Annotated in this window: 18 protein-coding genes; 11 read left to right on the top strand and 7 right to left on the bottom strand. The window is 40.1% G+C overall.

Going from position 1 to position 17,445, the window contains the following annotated elements; all coding sequences use genetic code 11:
* The first annotated feature begins 76 nt into the window (after positions 1-76).
* From PL_RS19050 to PL_RS19035, 4 genes are all read left to right on the top strand, one after another.
* Positions 77-1,054: a PorP/SprF family type IX secretion system membrane protein gene (locus PL_RS19050; RefSeq protein ID WP_041881669.1), complete on the top strand. Its 978-nt coding sequence runs from the start codon at positions 77-79 to the stop codon at positions 1,052-1,054.
* A gap of 72 nt (positions 1,055-1,126) precedes the next feature.
* Positions 1,127-3,082, top strand: coding sequence for an OmpA family protein (locus PL_RS19045; protein WP_348620111.1), 1,956 nt, complete (start codon positions 1,127-1,129; stop codon positions 3,080-3,082).
* Between the two features lie 213 nt (positions 3,083-3,295).
* Positions 3,296-3,655 (top strand): response regulator, encoded by a 360-nt coding sequence (locus PL_RS19040; RefSeq protein ID WP_041887215.1) that lies wholly within the window; start codon positions 3,296-3,298, stop codon positions 3,653-3,655.
* A 19-nt stretch (positions 3,656-3,674) separates the two neighbouring features.
* On the top strand, positions 3,675-3,950 hold the full coding sequence (locus PL_RS19035; RefSeq protein WP_041887213.1) for a hypothetical protein: 276 nt from the start codon (positions 3,675-3,677) through the stop codon (positions 3,948-3,950).
* Between the two features lie 16 nt (positions 3,951-3,966).
* On the opposite strand, the gene PL_RS19030 is transcribed toward PL_RS19035, so the two are convergent.
* Both PL_RS19030 and PL_RS19025 read right to left on the bottom strand, forming a co-directional pair.
* Entirely contained in the window at positions 3,967-5,739 is a 1,773-nt protein-coding gene (locus tag PL_RS19030; RefSeq protein ID WP_348620109.1) for a DUF885 domain-containing protein, read from the bottom strand.
* Between the two features lie 49 nt (positions 5,740-5,788).
* Positions 5,789-6,652: a helix-turn-helix domain-containing protein gene (locus PL_RS19025; protein ID WP_041887211.1), complete on the bottom strand. Its 864-nt coding sequence runs from the start codon at positions 6,650-6,652 to the stop codon at positions 5,789-5,791.
* 259 nt (positions 6,653-6,911) lie between these two features.
* Here PL_RS19025 and hxlB point away from each other — a divergent pair, with 259 nt between their 5' ends.
* The 3 genes from hxlB to PL_RS19010 all read left to right on the top strand — a co-directional run bounded on the left by hxlB (position 6,912) and on the right by PL_RS19010 (position 8,716).
* Positions 6,912-7,496, top strand: coding sequence for a 6-phospho-3-hexuloisomerase (gene hxlB, locus PL_RS19020; RefSeq protein WP_041887239.1), 585 nt, complete (start codon positions 6,912-6,914; stop codon positions 7,494-7,496).
* Between the two features lie 43 nt (positions 7,497-7,539).
* Positions 7,540-8,172: a 3-hexulose-6-phosphate synthase gene (hxlA, locus tag PL_RS19015; protein WP_041887240.1), complete on the top strand. Its 633-nt coding sequence runs from the start codon at positions 7,540-7,542 to the stop codon at positions 8,170-8,172.
* A gap of 172 nt (positions 8,173-8,344) precedes the next feature.
* Positions 8,345-8,716, top strand: coding sequence for a response regulator transcription factor (locus PL_RS19010; protein WP_041887241.1), 372 nt, complete (start codon positions 8,345-8,347; stop codon positions 8,714-8,716).
* A gap of 42 nt (positions 8,717-8,758) precedes the next feature.
* Here the strand turns inward: PL_RS19010 and lpxB are convergent, their stop codons facing one another.
* From lpxB to surE, 3 genes are read right to left on the bottom strand one after another with little or no spacing between them, the layout of a single operon-like run.
* Entirely contained in the window at positions 8,759-9,868 is a 1,110-nt protein-coding gene (gene lpxB, locus PL_RS19005; protein WP_041887242.1) for a lipid-A-disaccharide synthase, read from the bottom strand.
* The gene (locus tag PL_RS19000) at positions 9,865-10,134 is read right to left on the bottom strand and encodes a hypothetical protein (protein WP_041887243.1); all 270 of its coding nucleotides are present in this window, start codon (positions 10,132-10,134) and stop codon (positions 9,865-9,867) included. The genes lpxB and PL_RS19000 overlap by 4 nt, the downstream gene beginning before the upstream one ends.
* Complete coding sequence (surE, locus tag PL_RS18995) at positions 10,127-10,906, bottom strand: 5'/3'-nucleotidase SurE (protein WP_041887244.1); 780 nt, start codon at positions 10,904-10,906, stop codon at positions 10,127-10,129. The genes PL_RS19000 and surE overlap by 8 nt, the downstream gene beginning before the upstream one ends.
* A gap of 82 nt (positions 10,907-10,988) precedes the next feature.
* On the opposite strand from surE, the gene PL_RS18990 reads away from it, so the two are divergent.
* Positions 10,989-13,922, top strand: coding sequence for a M16 family metallopeptidase (locus PL_RS18990; protein WP_348620105.1), 2,934 nt, complete (start codon positions 10,989-10,991; stop codon positions 13,920-13,922).
* A 72-nt stretch (positions 13,923-13,994) separates the two neighbouring features.
* On the opposite strand, the gene PL_RS18985 is transcribed toward PL_RS18990, so the two are convergent.
* Entirely contained in the window at positions 13,995-14,180 is a 186-nt protein-coding gene (locus PL_RS18985; RefSeq protein WP_041887246.1) for a CsbD family protein, read from the bottom strand.
* Between the two features lie 289 nt (positions 14,181-14,469).
* Here PL_RS18985 and PL_RS18980 point away from each other — a divergent pair, with 289 nt between their 5' ends.
* Positions 14,470-14,718, top strand: a complete 249-nt coding sequence (locus PL_RS18980; RefSeq protein ID WP_152620411.1) for a hypothetical protein — start codon at positions 14,470-14,472, stop codon at positions 14,716-14,718.
* A gap of 72 nt (positions 14,719-14,790) precedes the next feature.
* On the opposite strand, the gene acs is transcribed toward PL_RS18980, so the two are convergent.
* Positions 14,791-16,686 (bottom strand): acetate--CoA ligase, encoded by a 1,896-nt coding sequence (gene acs / locus PL_RS18975; protein ID WP_041887248.1) that lies wholly within the window; start codon positions 16,684-16,686, stop codon positions 14,791-14,793.
* A gap of 293 nt (positions 16,687-16,979) precedes the next feature.
* Here acs and rpmB point away from each other — a divergent pair, with 293 nt between their 5' ends.
* Positions 16,980-17,213 carry a 50S ribosomal protein L28 gene (rpmB, locus tag PL_RS18970; protein ID WP_041887249.1) on the top strand — a complete coding sequence of 78 codons (234 nt, stop codon included), beginning with the start codon at positions 16,980-16,982 and terminating at the stop codon, positions 17,211-17,213.
* A 38-nt stretch (positions 17,214-17,251) separates the two neighbouring features.
* Positions 17,252-17,434, top strand: coding sequence for a 50S ribosomal protein L33 (rpmG, locus tag PL_RS18965; RefSeq protein WP_008242799.1), 183 nt, complete (start codon positions 17,252-17,254; stop codon positions 17,432-17,434).
* The last annotated feature ends 11 nt before the right edge of the window (positions 17,435-17,445 follow it).

Raw genomic sequence — 17,445 nt, 5'->3', positions numbered from 1 at the left:
TAACTGATAGTCCGGGCACATTAAAAAATACTACCGAAACACAATCAGATTGAAGAATAGAATTAATTATACCCGTATGAAAAGAAGCTTGTTATTATTAGTGTTGGTCTTGAGCCTGCTCCTTCCTGCTAAACTCATCAAAGCTCAGCAGGATGCACAGTTTAGCCAGTATATGTTCAACGGTATTTATATCAACCCGGCTTATGCGGGCTATAAAGAACAATTGAACCTGCATAGTTTTTACCGCAGTCAGTGGACAGGGATCAAAGGCGCTCCCACGACCTTCTCACTGGCCGTGGATGCCAATGCCAACAACGGCAATGTCGGACTTGCTTTGCAGGTATCAGCCGATAAACTCGGCGCCCAGAGTAATCTGGCTGCCTATGCCAATTATGCATACCGACTGAAGATGAATGAAAGCGGCACTTCAAGACTTGCCTTTGGTGTGGGCCTGGGCATGGTGCAATTAGGAATCGACGGCTCGATGTTAGATCCTAATGACAGGGAGCCTGATCAGCCTACGGGAACACAAAATACCGTACTGCCCGATGCCAGGGTCGGGGTATATTATTCAGATGACCGTTTCTTTGCTGGTTTCTCTGCCGATAACCTGATTGCTCAGTACATCAATGTGGACCGTTATGCCTTTATTCCCCAACCTAAACCACATTACTACTTAACCGCAGGTACACTCATTCCACTGGGACAGGATATTTTATTAAAACCTTCCTTCCTGCTTAAGGATGACCGCGGCGGACCAACCAGTTTAGACATCAATGCTTTTGTACTCTTCATGGACAGAATATGGGTAGGTGGTGCTTACCGTACGGGGGTAAAACTCTATAACAAAGATTATCTGCAAAGAGACCTGAGTAACAGAAACTCTGCAGTTGCTGCCATCGAGGTCTTCCCAAGCAAATCCTTAAGAGTAGGTTATGCTTATGACATCTCCATCGGGCCTTTGCAGGGATACAGCAGTGGTACTCATGAAATATCTATCGGCTATTATTTCAATACCAAAAACACCAGAATGAGATCTCCGAGGTATTTCTAGATCAATCATTCAGCCGTATCGAAACATCAATAAATTTATAATTTATCCTAACGCGTCCCATTGATCCATAGCATGAAAACAATCCAGTCAGGTATATTCACCGCCATACTCCTGCTGTCACTGACAGCTAAGGTAAAAGCACAGTACGTCCTCAAAGAGGCCGATACCCAATTTGAATTATTCAATTATAACAAAGCCATAGAATTATATCAAAAGGCTTATCATAAAAAACAAACACTCCATGCTGCACAGCGCCTGGCAGAAACCTATCAGCTCGTAGATAATTACCCGCAGGCCGAAAGCTGGTATGCTATCGCTTCGGCCATGCCTCAAAGCAATCCCGAAAATACTTTGTATTACGCCAAAGCTCTGCAGAACAATGCCAAATACGATGAAGCTAAAACTGCCTATCAGAAATATATCAGTCTGAAACCAGACGTCAGCCCGGCTCAGCAGCAGATCTGGCTGGCCTCCTGCGATTCAGCAAAATACTGGATCAAAAATCCTGTACCAGTAACTCTTTTAAATGAAAAAGGACTTAACAGCACCGGCTCTGACTGGGGTGCAATCACATATAATAAAGGAATCGTTTTCACCTCTGATCGTAATCAGTCCGGAGACACTAAAAAATCAAAACCATTCTTCAAATTTGACGGACCTACCAAATTACCTGATCCCAACAATTACGGATGGACCGGAAATGAATATCTCCGCCTGTATGAAAAAAGTGAAGCCACAGACAGTCTGAAATTCTTTGCCCTTAACGCACAGACCAATTACCATATTGGCGCTGCCAGTTTCACTGCAGATGGGAATACACTGTATTTCACCATGACCAGGATTCCTGAAAAAATTACCCGTAAAAAAGGACAGACCGCAACCATTAACCTGGAAATATACAGCAGTACCAAAGATGCTAACGGTACATGGGGGAAACCAGTACCTTTCAGATACAACCGCGTTAATGAATATTCTGTAGGAGATCCTTCCATTGCTGCCGACGGAAACACCCTGTACTTCGTTTCCAATATGCCTGGTGGAAAAGGGGGAACAGATATTTACAGGACCACTAAAAATTCAGACGGAACCTGGGCTGATGCCGTTAACCTTGCCGCGGTCAACACCAGCGGAAATGAAAGAAACCCCTTCCCTGCTGCCGATGGTAATTTCTATTTCAGCAGTGACGGACTCATCGGTATGGGCGGACTCGATATCTATAAAGCCAGACAAAATGCAGCCGGGTTAGCCAATCCGGTTAACCTGGGGTATCCGGTGAACTCACCTCAGGATGACTTTGCTTATAACATGGATCTCAAAGGTAAAGGCTTTATCGCCTCTAACCGTCCAGGAGGAACCGGCAATGACGACATCTACAGCTTCACTGCTCAAATGATCCTTTACTTCAAGCTCGAAGGAACCGTATACGACCGCAAAACTAACCTGCCACTCAGCGGGGCAATAGTAACCCTCAACAAACAGAATGGCGGAACTTTAACCGCAGTGACCAATAACCAGGGAACTTTCAATTTCAATCTTGATCAAGCTGCTGATTATACCCTCAAAGGCGAAAAAGCAAATTACAGCTCTGATGCAGCAGCACTGACCACCAAAAATCTTAACCAGTCTGAAACCTTGCATAAAGACCTCTTCCTGGAAACTATCGTTCTGAATAAACCAATCAGGATTGAAAATATCTATTATGACTTTGATAAGGCGGACATTCGTCCCGATGCAGCAAGAGAACTTGATAAACTGGTCTCTACACTCAAAACCAATGAAACCATCTGGATTGAGCTCAGCTCTTATACCGATAGCAGAGGACGCGATGAATATAACCAGTGGTTATCTCAGAAAAGAGCTAATTCGGCGGTTAGCTATATCATTTCAAGAGGTATAGACAAAGCCAGGATTACAGGACGAGGATATGGAGAAACTCATTTGATCAACCGCTGTGCAAACGGTGTGAAATGCAGCGATGCCATGCATCAGCTCAACAGAAGAACGGAGTTCAAAGTGGTCAGACAATAAAAAATTTAAATCCCCGCTTAACAGCGGGGATTTATTTTTTCCGGAAATCCCGTCTGGTGGTAACATCGGTAAATTATTTTTCATCAAAAAATACTGGCTTTAAGACTATGGTTTGCCACTTATTGCCAGAAATCGTTTTTTTTTCATCCTCCAATTGCAACAAGTTGTATAAGATCTTCGTTTAATCTTTATCAACAGATCTTATATTTACTCATGTCAAAACTGATTCAGATCATAGAAGACGACGAAGCTATTCGTGATGTAATAGAGTATATTCTGCAACAATCAGAGTTTGATGTTACTGTGGCATCCAATGCCAGAGAATTTAAAACCAACCTTTTTAATACTTTGCCTGACCTGATTCTAATGGATGTTAAACTTCCGGATGGAAATGGGATACAGTTGTGCCGTAAACTCAAACAAAGTCTGGACACCAGACATATTCCTGTTATTATTATTTCCGCACATGCGAGTTCTGAAGAAAGCAGCAAATATGCATTCGCAGATGACTTTATCAGCAAACCATTCGATTTAGACGATTTATTAAAGCGTGTTGAAAATCAACTAGCTTAGGGCCCCTAAAAATGTCTGTATGATTTATTATAAAATTTCACTTTACGGCGAGAATTTCCAGGTCAAACGATTATCACCAAACATTCCTTTGTTCAGGGTAGTCCACAAAAAAGGGATTCTGGAAATCTATAAAAACAGGTCATCAGGTAAATGGTCGGTATTATTCCGTTCCAATCCTGATGACCTGATTTCGGCCGCTTTTATCGGGCCTGAAATTGAGAATTCATATCCGGTGGCACATGGCCATAAACTCAATACCGGACGTTCCTCTTCCGTGGTCAGGATATTCTCCTGATCACGTTTGAATATTGTTATTTTACTGTAGCTGCCCAGTCATCCATTTTAGCTTCAAAGACACTCAATGGTAATGAGCCGTCCTTAAGTACCTGATGATGGAATTCTGAAAGCTTAAATTTAGCACCCAGCTGTTTTTCATATTTACTGCGCAGTTCACGAATCTTCATCGCTCCGATCTTATAACCTAAAGCCTGTGCAGGCATTCCCATATAACGCTCTATTTCTGCTGTCGCACCCTGCTCGTTAATCGCTTCATTGTCCATCATATATTTAATAGCCTGTTCTCTGGTCATATTTTTGGTGTGTATAGCCACATCCACAACAAGACGGATAGCTCGGTGCATCTCGTCACCCAGTGCGCCCATATGCTGATAAGGATCGGTATATAAGCCCAGTTCTTTGCCCAGTGACTCACAATATAACGCCCAGCCTTCCACATAGGCATTATGTCCGCCAAAACGACGGAACTCAGGTAATTCTGTATTCTCCTGGGTTAGTGAAATCTGGTAATGATGACCTGGTATAGCTTCATGAAGAAACAGCGATTCCATACCAGAAGTTGTATTGAATTTAGCTGCATCCAGAATAGGTACATAAAATATTCCCGGACGTTTCCCGTCAGCAGACCCCTGGTTGTATTCTGCACTTGCAGATGCAGCACGGAAAGCCTCTGTCTGACGAATTTCAAAAGGTGTTTTCGGCACAACAGTGAACATCTTCTTCAGGTTTGGTTCCATTCTTTTATGGATGTCATCAAATGCGGCCAGCACCTGGGCAGGTGTATGATAGGGCATAAATTTAGGATCATTTTTCATGTATTCAAAAAAGGCTTTCAGATCCCCCTTAAACCCTGTTTTATTTTTGATACTATCCATTAAAGAATGAATTCTGGCCACTTCTTTCAGCCCTGTCTGATAGATTTCTTCAGGTGTTTTACTCGTGGTTGTCTGTTGTTTGACCAGATAAGTATACATGGCTGTCCCACCCGGTAATGAAGAGAAACCCGAAGTTGTTCTTGCTTTTGGCAAATACTCGTTTTTCAGGAAATTACCCAGTTTTTTATAGGTTGGAACAATAACGGTCATAATTGTCTTGCGATAAGCTTCAGTAAGTCTTTTCTTATCAGCCTCTGCAAATCCTTTCGGCATTTGCTTAACTGGTCCGTAGAACAAACTTTTAGCCGGATCGGTTACCACCATACCCAGCATTTGCGGATACATTTTTACAACCAGTGCTTTCGGTAAAACGATACCAGATGCCATCCCTTTTTTAAAGTTCCCAATAGCTGTATCTGCCCATACTGCAAATGCATCTATACGTTTCAGCCAGTCTTCGTAATCCTTAACAGTTTTAAAAGGCTGTGCAGCTGTACCAGATCCAAACTGACCAATAGTTAATGGTAATGCAGTCATCTGGTTAAAAGGAAGATACTCAAAATGATAATTTAAACCTTCAAGACCAGTTTCCAGATTATCTTTTAATACATCAAAAGATAATTTATCATTTGCACTCAGGTCATCACGCTTGTATTTACCTAAACTGTCCAGGTATTGTCTGTAAAATTTTTTAGTGGTATTCAGATAAGCAGCAGAGCCATCATTTGGCAGTTCACCATTATACCTTTCATCACCTGCATAGGTAGCAGAAATGGGATTCAACTTTAAATAATCCTGGTAATACTGATCGCACAGCTTTCCAAATTGCGCATTAGCGTTGCTTTTTTTGTCTTCTTGTTTACAAGCCGCAATAGTGCTGACAAGCAGGAAGGCAAAGGCTATTCTTTTCATAAATTTTGGGTTTAGAAAATAAAGCTAAGGAATATTTATCAGGATATATCTATTCAATCAGGGTATTAAATCTGGACTCAATATGACTTCTGGCCTGCTTTTGAAAGTCTTCAGGAGATTGCCCCGTCTGCTTTTTAAAAAACCTGCTGAAATAAGACCGGTCTGTAAAATTCAGGTTCCAGGCAATTTCTTTAAGCGTGTTTTCACTGTGAATAATTTGTCTTTTAGCTTCCAGAATAATGCGGTCGTGAATCAGCTGCATACCCGTTTTATCCAGTTTGTCTTTTAAAATCTGGTTAAGACGTTTGGCACTCAGCCCCAGTTCCCCGGCATAAAAATCAGCATTGCGCTGTTGCTGATAGTTCTCTTCAAGCAACATCATAAACTCATATACTCTTTTCTGATTTACATCCTGAGTAGTAAAAACATGTTCCTTGATACGAATCAGTTTTAGTAAAAACACTTTTAACAATGCTTTTAAAATCAGGAAGCTGTTGGTCTGCTCTTTATATTCTTCTTCCAGTAACTGATAAATTTTATCGAGCTCAGCAGCATTTTCAAGAGTTAAAGGCAAACAGGAAAACTCCCCCTGTATGTTAAAAATCTTAAAGATATCCAGATAGAACTCCTTATCTTCTTCATCCAGAAAATCTCTTTTAAAAGAGAGCAGAATACCATTTTTCCCGGCTTTATTCAATTGATGCACACGATACGGCGGAATCAGGTAAATCCAGTCTCCCCTGCCCGGGTCTTCCTCGTCTCTGACAGCATGCAGTGGAAATTCCTGCTGTAACCAGACAATTTCAAAGAAGTCTTTCCTGCCTGGATCGTTTAGGTAACTGGGCGGACAATTTTCAAGATTCCTGATATAAATCAATGATTTTTCTAATCCAACGCTCGTATTTTCTTCCATCTGCTGATTTTTCTTTTATTGACCTCCTGAAATTATCCGGATCAGGGATTAAGGGGCAAAGATAAAAGATAAATCAGAGATATGTTAAAGGTCGGGGTTGGTATAGGGTTGGTATACCCCGGGGGTATACCAACCCTATACCAACCCCGACCCCTGAGCGATCCACTACCTATTTCCAAATAGTCCCATACTATGCGCATATAGTGTAACAGCTTGCCTCTGCCCTTCAATTACCTTTGACCACACACAAAAACCAGAGATGAGCAGTCCAGACATCAATCAGCAGGCCATCAGTTTAAAGACAAATCTTGAACTGATATTACAGGAAAACCAGAAATTAGCAGCGCAGATAGATTTTGTTCAGCTAGCCGCCGTAATCCCTCATTTACAGCGGGCAGACCGTCTGTTTATCATTGGTGCAGGGCGTACTGGTCTGGCTTTAAAAGCTGCCGCCATGCGGTTGATGCATTTTGGTTTTACAGTCTTCGTCGCAGGAGAAACAACTACCCCGGCTATCAGAAAAGGAGATCTCCTGATTGCTGGTTCAGGCTCAGGAACAACAGCAACAATTGTCAGGGCAGCTGAAAAAGCTGTTGCCGAAGGTGCAGAAGTAATTGCATTTTCTACCAGCAGCGATTCCCCGCTGGCCAATCTGGCAAACCTGGTATTGATCATACCTGCGGCACAAAAACAAGATCATGGAAAAACCATTTCCGGACAATATGCAGGCAGCCTGTTTGAACAGGCATTACTATTACTGACAGATGCTGTTTTTCAAACCCTGTGGGCTGCAGATGGCACAGCTGCAGAAAAACTCTGGGAAAGACACGCCAATCTTGAATAAATACAATCAGATAAAATAACCGATTAAAAATAAAAACAAATACATGGCAAAGTTACAGGTAGCAATAGATTTATTAACTACAAAAGACGCATTGGCACTAGCTGCTAAAATCGCTCCTTATATTGATATTATTGAACTGGGTACCCCATTAATTAAAAATGAAGGTATCGCGGTAGTCACTGCAATGAAACAGGCGCATCCTGATAAACTGGTTTTCGCAGATCTGAAAACTATGGATGCAGGTGAACTGGAAGCAGATATTGCTTTTAAGGCAGGTGCCGACTTGGTAACCGTATTGGGTGCAGCAGGTAATGCAACAATTGCCGGCGCAATTAAAGCAGGAAAAACACATGGTAAAGGCGTGGTAGTGGATACAATTGGCGTGGCTGACCGTGTTAAACGTGCTCAGGAAGTCATCGGATTAGGTGCTGAATTCGTAGAACTACATGCTGGTTTAGATGAGCAATGGACTGACGGATACTCTATCCAGGTTTTAATTGACGAGGCCGCGCGTGCAGGTGTACCGGTTTCCATAGCAGGTGGTGTAAATATCACCAACATTGACGCTGTGATTAAAGCCGGCGTAAAAGTAGCCGTTGCCGGAGCTGCGATATATGGAGCCCAGGACCCCGCAACAGCTGCAAAGGCTTTACGCGAAGCAATTGATGCTGCATAATTAAAATATTTCACCTTAAAAGGCAGATCGGTATCGTTGATCTGCCTTTTTTATTTAAACGAATAATTTTAGCACATTGTTATGTAATATTTAACCCGACACCGTTGTTTATCGCTATTATGGAACACTATTTGTTGAAGTTGCGGACATAAATAGCCCAACATAATTAATTATGATCAAAAGGATACACGTACTTGAAGATGACAGTGATATCAGGTATATCATTGAATATTTATTGAAGGATGAAGGTTATGAATTACAACTTTCTTCGTCAGTTAGTGAACTTAAAAGTAAACTAAGAGACTCCTTACCTGATCTGTTTATTATCGATGTAATGTTACCTGACGGAAATGGTATTGAAATTTGCGATGACCTTAAAAATGATATGTTCACCAAACATATTCCGGTTATTGTGATGTCTGCCAATCCAAGAAGTAAACAAATGAGTACGCAGGCTTGTGCTGATGACTATATCAGCAAACCATTTGATCTGGACGATGTAGTGAAAAGAATCAATAATCTGCTGGTTAAAAAAACAGCCTAGAAAATGACGGAATGTCTGCCCTGTACTGAACAAGGCAGACATTTAGTTTTTTTGCAGATACTTTAATATCAGTGATGCTGTCCGGGCAGATGCTCCTGGTTTACCCATGATTTTCGCTAAATCATTATAGTCACTCAGCATTTTCTCTCTCCAGGGACCATCAATCAGCCTGGTCAGATTATCCGTAATATTTAGGGTATTGCAATCCTCCTGAATCAGTTCGGTAACAACCTCTTTATTCATAATCAGATTGACAAGAGATATAAATTTAATCTTTACCAGCATCCTTGCAATGGCTATAGAAATTGTACCTCCTTTATAAACAACAACCTGCGGTACATGAAACAAGGCAGTTTCCAATGTTGCCGTACCTGAAGCCACAATCGCTGCTGTAGCCACATTCAGCAGATCATAAGTCTGTCCGAAAACCAGTCTGACATTTTTTGCCCCGATAAACTGCTGGTAATAAACAACCGGGAACCCTGGTGCAGCTGCAACAACAAACTGCTGCCCGGTAAATTGTGCGGTCACACTAAGCATAGCTGGCAACAGCCTTTCAATTTCCTGTTTACGACTTCCCGGAAGCAGTGCAATTAACTGACCTTCGTGCAGGCCATTTTTAGTACGGAAATCCGGATCTGGCACAAAAGAGGCTTTCTCATCCAGTAAAGGATTACCCACATAATCGACTTCCATCCCCCATTCTCTGTAAAAATCAACTTCAAAAGGCAATATGCAGAACAGATGATCAACTATCTTTTTAATTTTAAGTACCCTTTTCTGATTCCATGCCCAGACTTTGGGAGAAATATAATAGCATACTTTAATCCCGTTCTCTTTACCAAAGCTGGCAATTTTCAAGTTAAATCCGGGAAAGTCAATCAGGATCAGTACATCAGGAGCATAGGCCCGGATATCCTCTTTACAGGTTTTCAGATTTCTGAATATCGTGCGCAGATTAAGCAATACTTCGGTGAATCCCATAAATGCCATCTCAGCATAATGCTTTGCCAGCACTCCGCCTTCAGCCTTCATTTTATCTCCACCAAAATATCTGAATTCAGCATCCGGATCCTGATCTTTCAGTGCCTTCATTAAGTTAGCCCCATGAAGATCACCGGAGGCCTCACCTGCTACAAGATAATACCTCATGTTTGTGATAATTTATAGAAAAAGAACAGCAGGCCCCAGATAAAAGTGGCTCCCAGTATTCCCCTTCCGGTATTCTCTTTATTAATCTTAAAAAAATATTTCAGCAGCAAAGCATTCACACCAATACAGCCGATAAGCAACAGATCGGCCTTTGCCAGCCAGGCAACTTTATGCATGATAAACCATACAGCAGCAAGCAGTATCCCTGGTAACAGGATACCAATACCAAAACCTGTCCAGACTTCGTTTTTAATTTGCTTAATCATTCAGTGTCCACGAATTTAATATTGGAATAGCATGATGGGCAGTTAAATCAAACTGTACCGGAACTACGGATACGAAACCATTTTCCAATGCCCATACATCCGTATCTTCTCCTTTATCATTATTCTGAAATACACCTGACAACCAATAATAAGGACGACCATAAGGATCTTTACGCTCATCAAATTCTTCTGCCCATTTTGCATTGGCCTGTCTGCAGATTTTAATTCCTTTTAAATCGGCCCCTTTAGGGAAGTTCACATTCAGCAGAGTTGCCTGCGGCAGGCCATGTTCCAATACCTGACGTACAATAGTTTTAATAAATTTATAACAGTGGCTGAAATCCGCTTCTTCAGAGAAATCATCCAGAGAAAAACCTACAGAAGGAATACCTTCAATAGCTCCTTCTACCGCAGCCGACATCGTTCCTGAATAAATTACATTGATTGAATTATTGAGTCCGTGGTTAATACCAGAAACACATAAATCAGGTTTTTTACCTTTAAATATTCTATTTACAGCCAGTTTCACACAATCTACCGGTGTACCTGAGCATTTATACATTTCCACACCTTCATATAGATGCACCCGGTCAAAACGCAGGGGCTTTCCAATGGTAATTGCATGTCCCATACCTGACTGCGGACCATCTGGTGCCACAACGACTACATTGCCAAATTCTTTAACTGCTTCAATCAGATTCCTGATACCTGGTGCAGTAACACCATCATCATTTACTACTAAAATATTGGGTCTGGATTGCTCTTTCTTCATGGCAGTAAAAGTACAAGATTATAGGATATATATAACTAGTTTCTCATATTTCAAAAGTATATTTGATCATAACTTATTTAATATGAAAAAAAAATTATTTCTTTTATCCTGCTTTATTCTTGCCGGGTCATCTCTGATGGCACAGGTGGGATATCAGTGGAAAACGGCCTCCTCGGGCGGATATACCTACAAGTATGTCACTAATGATCCTACCAAATCACGCTTTTATACGCTTCCAAACGGTCTTACTGTAATTCTCTCTGAGAATGCCAAAGAACCAAGTATTGAGTTCCGTATGGCTGTAAGAGCAGGTAGTAATACTGATCCGCGCACTTCTACCGGTCTGGCACATTATCTTGAGCATCTTCTTTTTAAAGGAACTGATCGTTTTGGTACTTTAAACTATGCTAAAGAGAAACCCCTGCTGGATAAAATAGAGGCCCTGTATGAGAAATATCACGCAACAACTGATCCGGCTAAACGTAAAGAAATCTATGCCCTGATTGATAAAACTTCTGGTGAAGCTTCTAATTATTCTATCGCCAATGAGTATGATAAAATGATTAAATCTATTGGCGGGCAATCTACCAATGCCCATACCTGGTATGAAGAAACTGTTTACAATGAAGATTTACCTTCTAATGCCGTAGATAAATTTCTTGCCATACAATCTGAACGTTTCCGTAACCCGGTATTCCGCATTTTCCATACCGAACTGGAAGCCGTTTATGAAGAGAAAAACCGCGGGCTTGATAATGACTCCTGGAAAGTAGAAGAGAAATTGAACGATCTGCTGTACCCTACACATAATTACGGTCAGCAGACTACTATCGGAACTATTGAACATTTAAAAAACCCATCCCTGGTAGAAATACGCAAATACTATAACAAGTATTATGTCCCTAATAATATGGCAGTCGTTTTATCGGGTGATTTTAAAGCTGATGAAATGATCAAAAAGGTAGATCATGCTTTCTCTTATATGAAAGCGAAACCTTTCGGTCTGTATGCTCCGGCTCCCGAAAAACCGTTGACTAAAATTCAGACTGCTGATATTAACGGACCAAGTGCTGAAGCTGTAAAAATTGGTTACAGAGGATATGCTGAAAGTACAAGGGAAAGTATGATGCTTGACCTGATCGCAAGAATTCTTGCCAATGGTAAAGCTGGTCTGATAGATATTAATTTAAACAAACAGCAGAAAGTATTAAGTGCAGGTGCAAACTACGAGCAGATGAAAGATTATGGAACTTTCGTACTGACTGCACAACCTAAACAGGGGCAATCGCTGGAACAGGCCAAACAATTAGTACTTGATCAGCTGACTGCACTGAAAAAAGGTGATTTTGATGAAAGCCTGATTAAAGCTACGGTAGCTAACAGCAAACTGAGTTTACTGGAATCTTTTGATAAAAATGATTTCCGTGTAGAGGCTGCTACAAATGAATTTATCTTAAACCGTGCAACAAAATGGGATAAATCATTAAGCAACCCGGATGATATGGCTAAAATCAGTAAGAAAGAGATAGTTGATTTTGCGAATAAATTCTTCAAAGACAATTATGTAGTTATTTTAAAGCATAAAGGTGAGGATAAAAATATTCAGAAAGTTGACAAGCCCTTAATTACCCCGGTTAAAACCAATACCAATGAAACGTCTGCTTTTACTAAAAATTTACTTTCGGCGCCTTCAAAACCTATTGAAGCAAAATTCCTGGATTACCAGAAAGATCTGAATTTTAATAAAGCGGGCATTGCCGATGTAGTCACTGTCCAGAATAAAGAAAACAGTATTTTCAATCTGACTTATCGTTTTGAGATGGGTTCCTGGAATAATAAATTACTGCCTTATGCTACAAAATACCTGACTTATTTAAGTACGGATAAATATTCAGCAGAAGAGATCAGTAAACAGTTCTACAATATTGCCTGTACTTATTCAGTATCGGTTAAAAGCGACGTGACTACCATTGAAATCAGTGGTTTACAGGAAAACTTTGATCAGGCTGTCAGTTTAGTGGAACATGTATTTGCCAATTGCAAAGCCAATGAGGAAGCTTTGAAAGAGATGAAAAGCAGCATTCTTAAATCAAGGGAAAATACAAAACTGAACAAAGCATCGATTCTTACCGGGCTCATGAACTATGCACAGTTCGGACCTAAAAATCCAACTAATTTTGTATTGAGTAATGAAGAGGTCAAACAAATAACTTCAGCGCAATTACTGGATATTTTACATCACATCAATGATTTCAGACATTCGATTAATTATTATGGTCCTGAAACTGTTGATGCCTTTGTTAAAAACATAGATAAAGTGCATGTACTGCCGCAGACATTCACTGAAATACCTGCAGCTCTTAAATTCAATTATACAGACAACAAAGACAATCAGGTTTATTTTGCCAACTATGATATGGTACAGTCAGAAATCCGCTGGGTAAGAAACGACGGTATTTATAAGCCGGCAGATATAGCTAAAATCAGTCTGTTTAACAGCTATTTTGGTGGCGGAATGGGATCTATAGTTTTCCAGACTATCAGAGAATCCAAAGCACTGGCCTATTCAACCTATGCGTTCTATTCTGCTCCTGATAAGAAAGAAAAAGATAATTCAATGATGGCTTATGTAGGTAGTCAGGCTGATAAAATGAATGATGCAGTTGGTGCAATGAATGAGCTGCTGAATGTTTTACCTGAATCTGAGAAAAACTTTCAGTCTTCGAAGGCGAATTCCTTAAACTCACTGGAGACCTCAAGGATTACTAAAAAAGCCATTATTAACAGTTATTATGCAGATAAAAGATTAGGTCTTGATCATGATTCAAGAATTGATGAATACAAAGGACTACAGCCTTTGACCTTTGCAGATATCAAAGCTTTCCATGCTGGTAATGTGGCTAACAAGCCTTATAATTATTGTATTGTAGCTTCTGATAAAAAAGTAAAAACAGAGGATATGGAGAAATTTGGTAAACTGAACACGCTTACACTGGAGCAGATATTCGGTTATTAATTTTTTGTATTCCAGCAAAAAAAAAGGCCCCGGACTAATTCCGGGGCCTTTTTTTTACTCCTATAATCCGACTTATAACGATTTTAACCAGTTGATTACTTCGTCACGTGTCTTACCTGTTTTTTGCTGTAATTTACCGTAAAGCTCATCTTCTTTACCTTCTTCATGTTTAAGATCATCTTCAGTAAGTTCTGCATATGCCTGCTTAACTTTACCTTTCAACTCATTCCATTTTCCTTTTAACTCTAAACTGTCCATAGTATCTGTTTTAAATTAATGTTTGTTTCGGTTAAAGAACAGCAGGAAATTAAAATTGTTTTCGGGTTTTTATCTTAAAACTGTTTTATTCCATACAGCTCTGCTATTAAACAGGAAAAGCTCAGACTAATAATTCGGGGTCATATGTCACCGGCTGACCCCAGCAGAAAAAGGCAAATTGGTACTATCAATGGATATCCGAAATTGATAAAGGAGAAGCTGAAAACCTTAAAGAGTAAGCTCAATTTAAAGTTTTTAACACTTTTTGATGGATAAAAGTATTTCGATTATGGCTAATTGCTGGTATGCTTATAATGGTGTTGGTGATCCCACCCAGGCTGTGAGTTATTCTTTAGCCAGTTCACTTCCGTCATGTCTTAACGGCTGTGCTCTCTGTGCTATTTTTGCACCGAACTGTGCTGCGATTCCTGCGTCACCTTTTTCAGACGATTTAAAAACTGCTATTGCTAATGCACTCTCTACCTGTATGCACCAAACGTTGAATGGCGTAACAGTTGTTGCAATGAAAGCTAGTTAAAGACTGATTGAATGGGATAAAAAACAGGTGTAAGTCTTGAGGCTTACACCTGTTTTTTATAGCCCTGCCTGTTTATAACTTCTGCGCAGAACCGATAATTTCCTCTACGACTCCCGGATCAAGTAAAGTACTGGTATCTCCAAGATTAGATGTTTCTCCTTCAGCAATCTTGCGAAGAATCCTGCGCATAATCTTTCCTGAGCGTGTTTTTGGCAGACCGCTTACAAATAGTATTTTATCTGGTTTGGCTATTGCACCAATTACACGGGTTACGGTCTGCAGTATATCTTTTTTGGTTAATTCAGGCTCATCATGCATTTTAGGATAAATAACAAAGGCATAAATCCCCTGTCCTTTTACTTCATGCGGATAACCTACTACAGCACTTTCTACAACACCTGCATGCATATTAATTGCATTTTCTACCTCGGCTGTGCCAATTCTGTGTCCTGAAACATTGATCACATCATCTACCCTGCCGGTAATTTTATAATAACCGTCTTCGTCACGCATACAGCCATCTCCTGTAAAATAAAGATTCGGATAGGTAGAGAAATATGTCTGTTTGCAACGTTCATGATCACCATAGGTGGTTCTCAATATACCCGGCCACGGGAATTTGATACACAGGTTACCGTTTACCCCGTTTCCTTCAATCTCCTTACCGTTCTCATCAACCAGTACAGGCTGAATCCCGGGTAAAGGTAAAGTAGCACAGGCCGGTTTTAAAGGAGTTACGAATGCAATCGGGGAAATCATTAATCCTCCGGTTTCCGTTTGCCACCAGGTGTCTACAATAGGGCAGTTTTTATGACCTACTTCTTCATCAAACCAATGCCATGCTTCTTCATTGATCGGTTCTCCGACTGAGCCTAAAACACGCAGACTGCTCATGTCTATTCCTTTCAGCGGTTCTTTACCATAACTCATCAGCGAACGGATGGCTGTAGGTGCTGTATAAAGAATATTAACTTTATGTTTTTCTACAATCTCCCATAACCTTGATGGTGTGGGATAAGTAGGAATTCCTTCAAATATCAGTGTGGTTGCGCCCTGAGAAAGCGGCCCGTATACTATATAGGAGTGCCCGGTAATCCAGCCAATATCAGCCGTACAGAAAAACACTTCATCAGGCTGATAGTTAAATGCATTGGCAAAGGTATATCCTGCATAAACCATATAACCGCCTACGGTATGAACCACACCTTTTGGCTTACCGGTAGAACCTGATGTATATAAGATAAACAACATGTCTTCTGCATCCATTTCTTCTGCAGGACAGATGGTATCTACCAGTTTAATTTCATCTTCGTACCATAAATCACGACCTTTTAACATAGAAACCGGTGTACGGGTATGTGTCAGTACAATCACTTTCTCTACAGTCGGACAACCGATCAGCGCATCATCAATAACTTCTTTAAGCTGGATCTGTTTATTCCCGCGGAAAGAGCCATCTGCTGTGATAACCAGTTTACAGGCCGAATCGTTTATTCTGTCAGCTATCGATTTAGCTGAAAAACCACCGAATATAACCGAATGTACTGCTCCGATACGTGCACAGGCCAGTACGGCAATAGCCAGTTCTGGTACCATCGGCATATATATACAGATACGATCGCCTTTTTTTACCCCATTTTTCTTTAACACATTAGCAAAACGGCAGACCTGTTCGTGAAGGATTTTATAAGTTAAGGTAACACTTGGTTTCTCCGGATCATTGGATTCCCAGATAATTGCAGGTTTATCTCCATTTTTTTCCAGATGACGATCAAGACAATTCTCCGTAATATTCAGCTTTGCACCTTCAAACCATTTAATCTGCGGATCAGTGAAATTCCAGGATAAGACCTTATCCCATTTCTTTTTCCATTGAAATTTTTCTGCTATTCCAGCCCAGAATTCTTCTGGCTGCTCGACACTGAACTTGTAGGTTTCTTCGTACTCGGCTAAAGATTTAATTTGCATAATATATTTGGTGATAATTTTAAGCTAATATAATTTTTTGAAAGGTATTAAAAGATTCTTACAGCAAAATATGTATAGTCAGTTTATTACAATCAGTCCTAATAGCACAATGAAGTGGCCAAGATTCGTATTTATGGGGTATTTGTGTATCTTTGCCCACAGAGCAGCAGGAAAGAATCCGTAAATTTTTAAAAATAATCACATGGACTCTTGATCGTTACAAATATTTTCATGATATTTGCACACTCTTAAAAAATTAAGCGAAGAACAATTTAACAATATATATTAAAGGCATGTCTAGAGTTTGTGATTTAACCGGAAAAAAGGCTATGAGTGGTTTTAATGTTTCTCACTCAAACGTTAAAACTAAACGTAAGTTTTATCCCAACTTACAACTTCAGAAATTTTATATTCCTGATGAAGACCGTTGGATAACACTGAAAGTTTCTACTTCAGCTATCAAAACCATCAATAAAGTTGGTATTACTGAAGCTATTAACCGTTTCGTAAAAAAAGGATTTTTGTAAAAACATTGTTGATGTGAATCAACTAAATTATTAATAAAATGGCAAAAAAAGGTAACAGAGTACAAGTTATTCTAGAATGTACAGAGCATAAAACTAGCGGCATGCCTGGTATGTCTAGATATATCTCTACAAAAAACCGTAAAAATACTACAGAGAGATTAGAATTGAAAAAATTCAATCCGGTATTGAAGAAAGTAACTGTACATAAAGAAATTAAGTAATACATTTCCAA

This window comes from Pedobacter lusitanus (genome assembly GCF_040026395.1).
In the GTDB taxonomy this organism is placed as follows: Bacteria; Bacteroidota; Bacteroidia; order Sphingobacteriales; family Sphingobacteriaceae; genus Pedobacter; species Pedobacter lusitanus.
This window is presented reverse-complemented; position numbering and strand designations above follow the sequence as displayed.